This is a genomic window from Neisseria polysaccharea (assembly GCF_963392925.1).
In the GTDB taxonomy this organism is placed as follows: domain Bacteria; phylum Pseudomonadota; class Gammaproteobacteria; order Burkholderiales; family Neisseriaceae; genus Neisseria; species Neisseria polysaccharea.
This window is the reverse complement of sequence record NZ_CAUJNZ010000009.1, coordinates 38154-50861: the sequence shown is the minus strand read 5'-3', so window position 1 is coordinate 50861 and position 12708 is coordinate 38154. Positions and strand designations below refer to the sequence as shown.

At 49.1% G+C, this 12708-nt stretch carries 11 protein-coding genes and 2 pseudogenes; 9 read left to right on the top strand and 4 right to left on the bottom strand.

Going from position 1 to position 12708, the window contains the following annotated elements; translation table 11 throughout:
- Positions 1–53 precede the first annotated feature (53 nt).
- Both RDY34_RS07080 and RDY34_RS07075 read left to right on the top strand, forming a co-directional pair.
- Entirely contained in the window at positions 54–1061 is a 1008-nt protein-coding gene (locus RDY34_RS07080; protein WP_025456860.1) for a quinone-dependent dihydroorotate dehydrogenase, read from the top strand.
- A gap of 15 nt (positions 1062–1076) precedes the next feature.
- Positions 1077–1256, top strand: a complete 180-nt coding sequence (locus tag RDY34_RS07075) for a hypothetical protein (RefSeq protein WP_003753341.1) — start codon at positions 1077–1079, stop codon at positions 1254–1256.
- A 132-nt stretch (positions 1257–1388) separates the two neighbouring features.
- On the opposite strand, the pseudogene RDY34_RS07070 reads toward RDY34_RS07075, so the two are convergent.
- From RDY34_RS07070 to RDY34_RS07060, 3 genes and pseudogenes are all read right to left on the bottom strand, one after another.
- Positions 1389–1915 (bottom strand): annotated as a pseudogene (locus RDY34_RS07070) (IS1595 family transposase); the annotation flags it as partial.
- Between the two features lie 152 nt (positions 1916–2067).
- A complete protein-coding gene (locus RDY34_RS07065; protein WP_003753332.1) occupies positions 2068–2901 on the bottom strand; it encodes a DUF4198 domain-containing protein in 834 nt (277 codons plus the stop codon).
- An 87-nt stretch (positions 2902–2988) separates the two neighbouring features.
- A pseudogene (locus RDY34_RS07060) lies at positions 2989–3135 on the bottom strand (IS1595 family transposase); the annotation flags it as partial.
- Positions 3136–3214: 79 nt separating this feature from the next.
- On the opposite strand from RDY34_RS07060, the gene RDY34_RS07055 reads away from it, so the two are divergent.
- From RDY34_RS07055 to RDY34_RS07040, 4 genes are all read left to right on the top strand, one after another.
- Positions 3215–3568 carry a hypothetical protein gene (locus RDY34_RS07055; RefSeq protein WP_003753328.1) on the top strand — a complete coding sequence of 118 codons (354 nt, stop codon included), beginning with the start codon at positions 3215–3217 and terminating at the stop codon, positions 3566–3568.
- A gap of 209 nt (positions 3569–3777) precedes the next feature.
- Entirely contained in the window at positions 3778–4236 is a 459-nt protein-coding gene (locus RDY34_RS07050; RefSeq protein WP_308073652.1) for a DUF2247 family protein, read from the top strand.
- A 102-nt stretch (positions 4237–4338) separates the two neighbouring features.
- Complete coding sequence (gene polA, locus RDY34_RS07045; protein ID WP_308073651.1) at positions 4339–7131, top strand: DNA polymerase I; 2793 nt, start codon at positions 4339–4341, stop codon at positions 7129–7131.
- 56 nt (positions 7132–7187) lie between these two features.
- Entirely contained in the window at positions 7188–7508 is a 321-nt protein-coding gene (locus tag RDY34_RS07040; protein ID WP_003753320.1) for a hypothetical protein, read from the top strand.
- Positions 7509–8507: 999 nt separating this feature from the next.
- Here the strand turns inward: RDY34_RS07040 and RDY34_RS07035 are convergent.
- On the bottom strand, positions 8508–8741 hold the full coding sequence (locus RDY34_RS07035) for a YgdI/YgdR family lipoprotein (RefSeq protein ID WP_003753310.1): 234 nt from the start codon (positions 8739–8741) through the stop codon (positions 8508–8510).
- Positions 8742–8887: 146 nt separating this feature from the next.
- Here RDY34_RS07035 and RDY34_RS07030 point away from each other — a divergent pair, with 146 nt between their 5' ends.
- The 3 genes from RDY34_RS07030 (at position 8888) to RDY34_RS07020 (ending at position 12352) form a co-directional block, all read left to right on the top strand.
- A complete protein-coding gene (locus RDY34_RS07030; RefSeq protein ID WP_003753308.1) occupies positions 8888–9133 on the top strand; it encodes a helix-turn-helix domain-containing protein in 246 nt (81 codons plus the stop codon).
- A gap of 120 nt (positions 9134–9253) precedes the next feature.
- The gene (gene uvrD, locus RDY34_RS07025) at positions 9254–11461 is read left to right on the top strand and encodes a DNA helicase II (protein WP_003753306.1); all 2208 of its coding nucleotides are present in this window, start codon (positions 9254–9256) and stop codon (positions 11459–11461) included.
- 351 nt (positions 11462–11812) lie between these two features.
- The gene (locus tag RDY34_RS07020) at positions 11813–12352 is read left to right on the top strand and encodes an SMI1/KNR4 family protein (protein ID WP_003753301.1); all 540 of its coding nucleotides are present in this window, start codon (positions 11813–11815) and stop codon (positions 12350–12352) included.
- Positions 12353–12708: the final 356 nt, after the last annotated feature.

The following is a 12708-nucleotide window of genomic DNA, read 5'->3' as shown; positions in this document are numbered from 1 at the left end:
GCAGGATTTCGGTTAAAATGACGGCATTTTCATCTGAAGCAGAAAGCCCTGTCATGTATCCACTTGCCCGCCGCATCCTGTTTGCACTCGATGCCGAGAAAGCCCACCACTTCACGCTCGACGCGCTCAACATGGTTTATAAATTGGGTCTGATTCCCGTAACCGACAACCGTACCAAACCTGTAAAACTGATGGGTATGGATTTGCCCAACCCTGTCGGACTTGCCGCAGGGCTCGATAAAAACGGCGAATACATCGACGCATTGGGCGCGCTCGGCTTTGGTTTCATCGAAATCGGCACGGTAACGCCCAAACCGCAGCCCGGCAACCCGCAGCCGCGCCTCTTTCGCGTTCCCGAATATCAAGGCATCATCAACCGCATGGGCTTCAACAACCACGGCATCGATGCCATGATTCAAAACATCGAAAAAAGTAAATTCAGCGGCGTGTTGGGCATCAACATCGGCAAAAATGCAGTTACGCCGATTGAAAACGCCGCCGATGATTATTTAATCTGCCTCGAAAAAGCCTACGCACACGCAAGTTACATTACCGTCAATATTTCCTCGCCCAACACCAAAAACCTCCGCGCGCTGCAAGGTGGCGACGAGTTGAGCGCATTGCTTGAGGCTTTGAAAAACAAACAGGCACAGCTTGCCTCTGTATACGGGAAATACGTTCCGCTCGCCGTCAAAATCGCCCCCGATTTGGATGAAGCACAAATCGAAGACATCGCCCACGTTGTCAAATCCGTCGAAATGGACGGCATCATCGCTACCAATACCACCATCGATAAATCAAGCCTCGGCAGCCATCCGCTCGCAGGCGGGCAGGGCGGTTTGAGCGGTCTGCCCGTTTATGAAAAAAGTAATCGGGTGTTGAAGCTGTTGGCAGACCACATCGACGGCAAGCTGCCGATTATCGGCGTAGGCGGCATTATGGAAGGCGGGGACGCGGCAGAGAAAATCCGCTTGGGCGCGACCGCCGTCCAAGTGTATAGCGGATTGATATACAAAGGCCCGGCATTGGTCAAAGAATGTTTGAAGGCTTTGGCGCGATGACGCGATCCGCCCAAAATGCCGTCTGAAAGCACGTTTTGCCGTTCAGACGGCATTTTCGTTTCCTTTTTCCGCCTACCGCCCCTTGAAAATCCCTTACGCGCCGCCCTGTTTGAAACAAAGCAAACGCCCACCGCGAACCGGACAATCTTGATACGCAGCCAAAGCAAGTCCGGCGGTAAGTTGTTAAACATATGAATAATTGATATAAAAAATAATTTTATGCCGTGGTGGACGGTTTGAGAAAACGCAAAATATTAACGGCGTTGAAATTCATTATGTGGAAAATAAGGATATGGGGATAAAAATAGATGGGACTGTCCTAGATGACTAGGATAAACTCGAATTTACTAATTGTTTTAAGATGGAAATTTGAACTTTTATCTCACTGTTGTTAAAACGCCATTCGCACTCCTTTAAATACAGCCCAAAAATGCTCTTTGGGAATGCCGTTAAACTTGCGTAAATGACGTTTTGCCCGGTTCCAAAAGTTCTCAATTCCATTGATATGGTTTTGTCGTTCAGTAAAATGTGTGCTGTGATTGATACGAAAACGAAGTTTCAGCGAAGCTAAAATGGCTAAATTCGCCCACATCTAATACATCATAGCTACGATAACAATCCGTATAAACAATGCTGTCAGGTTTCACTTGTTCACGGATTATAGGAAATAAAGTAGCGGTTTGAGTATTCGGTACAGTAACCGTATAAACCTTACCATTTCGCTTCAAAAGACCGAATACGGCGACTTTACCGGCAGCACCGCGACCGCGTTTACCTTTGCGTTGTCCGCCAAAATAACTTTCATCTGCTTCTACTTCGCCATCAAACATTTCCAAATGTGGACTGTTTTGATAAAAGTGTGGTTTTGATCGGCTGCAACCGTGTCCGTTTTGCCCAATTAAATGGTGATGAGTTGGAAACATTCTCCTGTTTTTTAGAAATTTGGGTTATGAATTAGAATAAATGAAGGCCGTCTGAAAGTTCAGACGGCCTTTTTTAATGGTTGTTAATGATGATGGTGGGCATGGCGTGCGGCTGCGCGTTTGGTACCGACAGGCACAATCAGCGTTGCGTAAGTATTGTCTTTCTGACATACGCTTTTATCGCCGTAATCGGTCTCGTTCACGACTTTGATTTTCCACAAACCGTCAATCAGAGTAATCACATTGACCACGCCGTTTTTATCGGTTTTGCCGGAGAAGCCTTGAGGTTCGCGGTGGTCATGGGTTGATTCCAAGTCCATTTCCGCCAAAGTGTCCGAGCTGGCGGTAACGGTGGCTTTAACCAAAGGCTCGCCTTTGTATAGGACTTTGACCGGCAAAATACCGCCGGCTTTGACTTCGTTCGGATTTTTCAGCGGAACCAGTTCCAGCTCTTGGCCGATAGGGCGGGTCAATACAGCTTCATCAACTGCGCCGTTGCCCACTTGGACAAAGCTCTTGCCGAACATTTGCGCCTGTTCGCAATAGGTTGAACCGGCCAGCTGTTTCAAGGTTTGCTGTTTCCAGCCGTCTTGGTTTTTCGACCAGAAAGTCGGTTTGTAGGTTGCGCTGACCCAGTAGGAGCCTTCAGGCAAAGCGGCTTTGGAAACGTATTGATAGTTTTCGCCTTTATTTACCAAATCAACGGTTTTCTTTGAGCTGCCGGTCAATTGCAGCGGTTTGAAAATATGTACGCGGTCGTCGGCGATTTTTTCGACATTGGGGAAGTCATGGCTGTAACCCAAATCCGCATGCAGGATTTGGCCGGCAGGCTGATGTGTCGGTGCAGCCACCCAAACATCGTGCGCTTGCGCCACTGCGCCCAATCCCAGCAATCCTAAAAGCATCCATTGTTTCATAGTTTCTACACTCCATTTTGTTGTTGAATGAAAGGCCTTGTATTTTGGCGAGTGGAAACATTACTCTTATTTGCATTTTTTGTAAATAATAAGTAATCGTAAACGATGAGAATAATAGGCTGCGGTATTTTTATTAACGCCTACTAACTCTGCTGCTGTTCTTGCAGTTATACCTGCGACAAATAGCTCAATGAGTTTATTTTGTTTATACTGGCTTAGACGACTTTTTCTCATAGGGATAATTCTAACTTAATTTGAATTTCCCTAGTTATCTAGGACAGCCCCAAATAGATTTTAAGTTTAAGGATTCGATATGTTTAAGGACGAACTAAATGAATTTATCCGATTGATATCCGATCCAGAAAGTGAATTGGATGAATGGTATTTGAGTGATTTTAAAGATGAACATATATGGAAAATGCAAAGTTACGAAGCATTTTCATGTTTGCGTGAAGCAGTCCCCTATTTGTTTGCTTATCCCCGATACGGGTATGAACTGTTGGAGATAATTTCCGCGTTAAAAGAAACATCTGATACGACAGAATTATTTTATGAGCCAGGTATCGTGCCTTTGCTGATTGATTTATATAAAGAAGATAGTTATCTGATAAATATGGTCAAACGGATATTCAACTGTCGTTATGGCAAATTTTCTCCATCCGGATGAAAAAACGGATTGGAGAAATTTGGATGATTTATTCAATGAGTTGGTTTTAGAGGAATTGCAGGCTTCATTTATGGATTGGTATCCGACTGTTGAAGAGGCAATCAGCCGTCATTTGGAAGACTTTTCGTAACAGGCGTCAATCGAAAGGGGCAGAATGACGGGGCAGGCAAACTGATGCGTGAACACGGAGCAGGCAACCGGAGTAAAAAATGAACCTTGATTTAACCGCGCAAAAAGTCCGCCTTTCTTGGAAGGATATTCTGTGGGGATATGAGAGTAAATACTTGGGTTGGGCTGATGTAGTAGCTTATGCCCGAAAAATGACGCTTTCAGATCATGATGAACGCGTGTTCAAGCTATCTTTAATCAACAAATCCAATATTCTTGAATTAAAACCTGTTCTGGAAGATTTGGCTTCGGAAATGAGTGGCTATTCCCCTAAAAATTGGCTGTACGTCCTCTTAAGCGATGTATTCCATAGAAAAGAAGAATTTGAGGATCCTTTGGGGGAAGTTGAAAAAATTTATGCAGATTTCGATTATCCGGAAGAAATAGAATCATTTGTCAGATATATGCCGCCTAAAGACGGTTATATTCCTTCTGCCCACAGCTATGAAGAAAATATTGCCCGGCTGTATCTCAATTGGGCAAAATATTTGGGCAGATAAGGCAGGCCAGATTCAAATGCCGTCTGAAATGGGCTTTCAGACGGCATTTTGATTATCCCTTATAATTAGGTCATTTTTATTTTCTCATCAGCAGATACTATCATGGCAACCATTCACACCCTTCTCCTCGTTGACGGCTCTTCTTATCTCTACCGCGCTTATCACGCGATGGCGCAGTTGACTGCGCCTGACGGTGCGCCGACGGGTGCGCTTTATGGCGTGTTGAATATGTTGCGTCGTCTGCGCTCGGATTATGTGCACGATTATTGCGCGGTGGTGTTTGATGCAAAGGGCAAGAATTTCCGCCACGAGATGTTCCCCGACTATAAGGCGACGCGCCCGCCGATGCCGGACGATTTGCGCCCGCAGGCGGAAGCCTTGCCGGATTTGGTGCGCCTGATGGGCTGGCCGGTATTGGTGATTCCGCAGGTAGAAGCGGACGACGTTATCGGCACTTTGGCTAAGATGGCTAGCGAAGCAGGGTGGAACGTGGTGGTATCTACCGGCGATAAGGACATGGCGCAGTTGGTGAACGAGCGCGTAACGCTGGTGAACACGATGAGCGGCGAAACGCTGGATATTGAAGGCGTGAAGGAAAAATTCGGCGTGCGCCCCGACCAAATCCGCGATTATCTCGCGCTGATGGGCGACAAGGTGGACAATGTGCCGGGCGTGGAGAAGTGCGGCCCGAAAACGGCGGTGAAGTGGCTGGAAGCCTACGGCTCGCTGGCTGGTGTGATGGAACACGCTGCGGAAATCAAGGGCAAGGTCGGCGAAAACCTGCAAGCCGCGCTGCCCCAACTGCCGCTTTCGTATGATTTGGTAACGATTAAAACCGATGTGGACTTGCACACCGAGCTTTCAGACGGCCTCGAAAGCCTGCGCCGCACTTCGCCGAAATGGTCGCAGCTTGCGGTCGATTTCAAACGCTGGGGCTTCCGCACTTGGCTGAAAGAAGCGGAAAGCCGTATGCACGAAGCGGCGGACGGCGATTTGTTCGGCAGCGATACGATAGGCGAACAGGCGGCGTTGGACATGGAAACGTCGTCTGAAAAAATCATAGAACATGCCCCAGCCCCCGAAAAGCTGGATTATCAAGCCGTTACCACCGAAGCGCAGTTTGCCGCCTTGTTGGACAAACTGGCTCAGGCGGACACAATCGGCATCGATACGGAAACCACGTCATTAGACGCGATGAACGCCTCGTTAGTCGGCATCAGCATTGCGTTCCAAGCAGGCGAAGCGGTTTACATTCCCATAGGACACAGCCTGACTGCCGCGCCCGAACAGCTTGATTTGCAAGACGTATTAGGCCGTCTGAAACCGCATTTGGAAAACCCAGCCCTGAAAAAAATCGGGCAAAACCTCAAATACGACCAACACGTTTTCGCCAATTACGGCATCGCCCTGAACGGCATCGCCGGCGACGCCATGCTCGCTTCCTACATCATCGAGAGCCATCTCGGACACGGCTTGGACGAGTTGTCCGAACGCTGGCTGGGCTTGGAAACCATTACCTACGAATCGCTGTGCGGCAAAGGCGCGAAGCAAATCAGTTTTGCCGATGTCGCCATCGGGCAGGCGACCGAATACGCCGCCCAAGACGCCGATTTCGCCCTGCGCCTCGAAGCGCACCTGCGCGCGCAAATGGATGTCAAACAGCTTGAAATGTATGAAAAAATGGAGTTGCCCGTCGCGCAGGTATTGTTTGAAATGGAACGCAACGGCGTGCAAATCGACCGCGCCGAACTCGCCCGCCAAAGCGCGGAACTCGGCACCGAGCTGATGAAACTCGAACAAGAAGCCTACGCAGTCGCAGGCCAGCCGTTCAACCTCAACTCGCCCAAACAGCTTCAAGAAATCCTGTTCGACAAAATGGGCATCCCCACCAAAGGCCTGAAAAAAACCGCCAAAGGCGGCATTTCTACCAACGAAGCCGTGCTCGAACAGCTCGCGCCCGACTACCCCCTGCCTAAAATCATCCTGCAAAACCGCAGCCTGGCAAAACTCAAATCCACCTACACCGACAAACTGCCCGAAATGATTTCGCCCAAAGACGGCCGCGTGCATACCACCTACGCCCAAGCCGTCGCCATTACCGGCCGCCTCGCCAGCAACAACCCCAACCTGCAAAACATCCCCATCCGCACTGCCGAAGGCCGCCGCGTGCGCCGCGCCTTTACCGCACCGCAAGGCAGCGTCATCGTTTCCGCCGACTATTCCCAAATCGAGCTGCGCATCATGGCACACCTCTCCGGCGACAAAACCCTCATCGCCGCGTTCCAAAACGGCGAAGACGTACACCGCCGCACCGCCGCCGAAGTATTCGGCATCGCCCCCGAAAACGTCTCGCCCGAACAACGCCGCTACGCCAAAACCATCAACTTCGGCCTCATTTACGGCATGGGGCAATACGGCCTTGCCAAATCATTGGGCATCGACAACCTTTCCGCCAAAAACTTTATCGACCGCTACTTCGCCCGCTACCCCGGCGTCGCCGAATACATGCAGCGCACCAAAGAACAAGCCGCCGCCCAAGGCTTCGTCGAAACCCTGTTCGGCCGCCGCCTCTACCTGCCCGACATCCGCAACAAAAACGCCAACGCCCGAGCCGGAGCCGAACGCGCCGCCATCAACGCCCCCATGCAAGGCACCGCCTCCGACCTTATCAAACGCGCCATGATAGACGTGTCCCGCTGGCTGGTTTCAGACGACCTGAAGAGCAAACTGATTATGCAGGTGCATGACGAACTGGTACTGGAAGTACCTGAAGCCGAACTGGATTTAGTCAAAGAAAAACTGCCGCAGATTATGGCGAAAGTGGATGAAGGGATGTTGAAAGTGCCGCTGGTGGCTGAGGTTGGCGTAGGGGAGAATTGGGAAGAGGCACATTGAGAATGCACAAGTATTGAACTGTTACGTTTTGATTTATCAAAATTTAAGGAAGTAAAATGCTCGATTCTAATGATTGGAAATCAATAGTATTAAACATTGTTTGCGGTATTGTTACAGCTGTCATTATAGGTATATTTACCGGTTTATGGAAAAAATCCAGATATAAATGTCAAGAATGGGTATCTGGAAATTCTGATCGGATACCTGTTCAAGATACGTCGTTTTATCCTAATGATATAAAAGCCAAGAGGAGGTATGAAGTAAAAAAATTTATTGGCGAAGTGTCTTTTTATACACTTACTTATTTGATTATTTTGGTATCTTTTCCTATGCCAATTTATTCAACGACCCTTTTGGTACAAATCGGCTTTATTTGAGTCAGGCCAAATATATTGGAATGTATTTTCCTGAAATCTCAATGACTGGCGGATACGCTAATATTTTTGTATGGTTCATTACGCTTACCTTATATGTTCCAATTTTTGGACTGTCTAAGTTAATGACAAAGTATTTATGGTATCCGTTGACAAACATATTTTGGGACTATAACGAAAATTTGGATAAAGTTGGATTTCTCATTTTTATTGCTTTGAAATCATTATTTATATCAGCTTGTGTGCAGTGGTTATTTTTTGATACGGAATTTTTGCAGGCATTGGAAAATGTCTTAATTTTAACTGTTTTTTCAATTGTTTTTGCACTATCACAAAATCGACGCCAGTAAGCCGTAGCCTGGATACCTATTTAGTTGCGCGCGACGGTTGAAACCCAAAACCCGCCCCATGCCGTCTGAAGCCCGACAATCCGGGTTTCAGACAGCATCGGGCTCCTGCTGCGTTTTCAGATGGTGCGGATTTGTCGGCCTGAAATGCCGGATACGCATTTTGCCATCATTTGAAGATATTTTAACTGGTTGTGTTTTAGTAATCTGTTGATTTCAATTATCCGCAAGGGGAAAGACAATTATTTTTCAGTTAGGAAGAAAAGCTATCATATTAAATACATTGAAGATAATTATATCTATCAACACTATATTAAAACACAGCCTGTTAATTTATCGGACTAAAACAACTTTATCTGCCCCCGCCTGTTTCGCGGCACTATTTTGAAACGCAGCCGTTTGTTCCAGCGGTGTTTGAACAATCGGTACGACTCCGGCTGTTGCAAGGCGGTTATTCCTAAGTTCGGGCGGCAAACCGCCCTACCGGATACAAAATATTTTCCTCGCCGTTGCGGGATTGAAACCCATCCGGACACCGCCTTGTTTTCAGGATTTGCGGGAAAAAAAGTAATGTGCCCCTTTGGCTGGGTGCAATATATAAGGCTTCCCCGCGCCCGGCCGCGTGCCAACCGTCGTCAGGCGGTCTTGAGCCTGCTTAACGGTATCCCCTCATCAGGCTGTAACCGTTGGCTTTCATGCAGTAGAAAACCAGCTTGGCGGCTTTCTGTTTTTCCAAACGGTTTGCATCGACATCCTTGCGGCAGTAGCCCAATTGGTCGAGTGCCTCTTGCTTGGAGACCCCGTCCTTATGCCAATATACATACGGTGTGGCGCAGGCAGCCAAGAGGGCTGCCGATACCGACATCAAAGCAATACGGTTCACTCTCATTTTTTACCCTTCTGAATAAAATTTAAAAAATTTTGATGTGCCGCATTTGAAATATTATTCTATTTTACAAATTTATTCAACTATAGTTTTATTTTAACAAGCTATAGTTTATTGTTTGAATATTGGGATTTTTCCATACTCCCTGTATGGAAAAACCGACCACCCCAAACCCCTACCGCCTTATCTTCGCCCAAAATATGAGGCAGGTCAGGCGTTTGAAAGAGCTTTCTCAAGAAGAGTTGGCTTTCAGTGCGCGCGTAAGCAAAACCTATATCAGCGAAATAGAACGCGGCAGCCGTTCGGTTTCCATTGATGTGATGGGTCAGATTGCCGATGCGTTGGGTATGCCTTTGGAAGAACTGGTTAGAAAAGACCTGCTGCAACTCAGATAATGTCGGCGCACCCGCCCTATGCCGCCGCCGTCCGCCATCGTACAGTTTCTGTTTTGTTTTCAAACGGCATCCTTCCGTTTCTATTAAAATAGCGCATTCCACTTTTCAGACGGCATCCCTATGTTTCCCGACCAATCCGCCCCCAATCTGCTGCAAGGCTTGAACCCCGAACAACTCTCCGCCGTAACCTGGCCGCCGCAATCCGCCCTTGTGCTGGCGGGCGCGGGCAGCGGCAAAACGCGCGTGCTGACCACGCGCATCGCATGGCTGTTGCAAACCGGTCAGGCAAGCGTGCATAGCATTATGGCGGTAACGTTTACCAATAAAGCCGCCAAAGAAATGCAGACCCGTTTGGGCGCAATGATTCCCGTCAACGTCCGCGCCATGTGGCTCGGCACGTTTCACGGACTCTGCCACCGTTTTCTACGGCTGCACCACCGCGACGCAGGCTTGCCGTCTTCCTTTCAAATCCTCGACAGCGGCGACCAGCTTTCCCTGATCAAACGCCTGCTCAAAAGCCTCAACATCGCCGAAGAAATCATCGCACCGCGTTCGCTGCAAGGCTTTATCAACGCGCAAAAAGAATCCGGCTTGCGCGCTTCCGTGTTGAGCGCGCCCGACCCGCACACAAGCCGCATGATCGAGTGCTATGCCGAATACGACAAAATCTGCCAACGCGAAGGTGTGGTCGATTTTGCCGAACTCATGCTCCGCAGCTACGAAATGCTGCAAAGCAACGAAATCCTGCGCCAGCATTACCAAAACCGCTTCAATCACATTCTGGTCGACGAGTTCCAAGACACCAACAAGCTGCAATACGCCTGGCTTAAACTTATGGCGGGCGGCAACGCGGCGGTATTTGCCGTCGGCGACGACGACCAAAGTATTTACCGATTCCGCGGCGCGAACGTCGGCAACATGACCGCGCTAATGGAAGAATTTCACATCGACGCGCCCGTCAAACTCGAACAAAACTACCGCTCCGTCGGTAATATCCTCACCGCCGCCAACGCCGTCATCGAAAACAACGACGAACGCCTCGGCAAAAACCTGCGCACCGACGCCGAAGCAGGCGACAAAATCCGCTACTACTCCGCCTTTACCGACCTCGAAGAAGCCCAATTCATCGTGGACGAAACCAAAGCCCTCGAACGTGAAGGCTGGGATCTGGACGAAATCGCCGTCCTCTACCGCAGCAACGCCCAATCCCGCGTTATCGAACAAAGCCTGTTCCGCAACGGCATCCCCTACAAAATCTACGGCGGACTGCGCTTTTACGAACGCCAAGAAGTCAAACACGCGCTTGCCTACCTGCGCCTCGCCGTCAATCCAGACGACGATAACGCCCTCTTACGCGTGATTAACTTCCCACCGCGCGGCATCGGCGCACGCACCATCGAAAACCTTCAGACGGCCTCAAACGAACAAGGCATCACCCTTTGGCAGGCTGCCTGCAACGCCGGCGCAAAAGCTACCAAAATCGCCGCCTTCGTCCGCCTGATTGAAGCCCTGCGTAACCAAGTCGGACAAATGCCCCTGTCCGAAATCATCGTCGGCATCCTCAAAGACAGCGGCCTGACCGAACACTACCGAACCCAAAAAGGCGACAACCAAGACCGCCTCGACAACCTTGACGAACTCGTCAATGCCGCCATCGAGTTCAAACCCGAAGACAGCAACTTTGAAACCCTGCCCGATAACATTTCAGACGACCCCGCCTTCCCCATCCTCGCCTTCTTGAGCAACGCCGCCCTCGAATCCGGCGAAAACCAAGCAGGCGCGGGCGAAAAAGCCGTCCAACTCATGACCGTCCATGCCGCCAAAGGCTTGGAATTCAACGCTGTCTTCCTCACCGGCATGGAAGAAGGCCGCTTCCCCAGCGAAATGAGCCTTGCCGAACGCGGCGGCCTCGAAGAAGAACGCCGCCTCATGTACGTTGCCATCACCCGCGCCCGCAAACGCCTCTACATCACCATGGCACAGCAAAGAATGCTGCATGGGCAAACCCAATTCGGCATCGTCTCTCGTTTCGTTGAAGAAATCCCGCCCGAAGTATTGCACTACCTGTTCGTCAAAAAAACCGCCTACGACAGCTACGGTAGCCCGCGCCAAACCACCGTACAACGGGACAAAATCCTCGATGACTTCAAACAGCCCCAAACTTACGCAGGCTTCCGCATCGGACAAAACGTCCGCCACGCTAAATTCGGCACTGGTGTCATCATCGATGCCGTGGACAAAAGCGAATCCGCCCGACTGACCATCAACTTCGGCAAACAAGGCGTAAAAGAGCTGGACACCAAGTTTGCGAAATTGGAAGAGGTGTAAATTTAAAATGTAGGTCGAATACTTGTATTCGACAAAAACATTTGACGCGTCTATCGTTTCCGAAAAACCGCTGTTGGAAATGTCGGATTCAAAAATCCGACCTACGGCAAAAAACGTAGTAAGGACAAGGCAAAAGGCCGTCTGAAAACGGGAAGGGCAATTTTGCCGCAACCGCCGCCGTCATTCCCGCGAAGGCGGGAATCCAGACCTTTCGGTACGGAAACTTATCGGATAAAAGGTTTCTTTAGATTCCACGTCCTAGATTCCCGCCTGCGCGGGAATGACGGACGGTAAAAGCCGGGTATAGATACCCACCCTCTGTTATCACTGAAATCAATAAGGAAGAACATTATGTCCCAAGTTTTTAAAGATTTTGATTTGCCCTCTGTGTGGGAATCCGACAGTTGGGCAGATGAAAACTACAAAGAAGCCCCGTTTACCCCTGAAATTTTGGCTGCCGTAGAAAGTGAGCTAGGCTATAAATTGCCGCAAAGTTTTATTGAATTGATGGGAGTACAAAACGGCGGGATATTTATAAAAACCTGTTTTCCAACCACGCAGAGAAATTCGTGGGCGAAAGATCATGTGCAAATTTGCGAGGTATCGGGCATCGGTTTTGAAAAAGAAGGAAGCCTGTGCGGCGAAACAGGGCAAAAACTTTGGCTGGAAGAATGGGAGTATCCTCCTATCGGCGTGTATTTTGCCAACGACCCGTCAGGCGGTCATGCCCTGTTTGCCTTGGACTATCGGGAGTGTGGAAGAGACGGAGAGCCGAAAGTGGTGTTTGTCGAACAAGAATTGGATTTTGAAATAGTCGAACTTGCCCCCGATTTTGAAACCTTTATCCGCAGCTTGCGGTATGAAGATGAGTTTATTGACGAAGAAATATAAAACGGCGGTTGAAAAACTGAAATCATCAAGTGAAAACGGGCGAAATAACGGGTAACCGTTTGAATCCTTAAGGGAAACAGTTTGGCGGAACGTGCCGCCTGTTTTCGGCGGTTTTGTCGGTGCTTAGGTCAAACCTTTACGGCGTTGCCCTTATGCCGATTTTGTCCGCCTGCTGCAAGGCGGTTTGTCTAATGAAAGGAAAAATGCCGTCTGAACATTGTTCAGACGGCATTTTCAAATGGAAGGCAATATAGTCGGCATATGAAAAATTGATGCGTGAGGCAGGATGGGTTTAGGCTTGTTAATCTCCATATAATAAATGGCTGTCTGAAGCCCATATGCGACTATATCTGCCG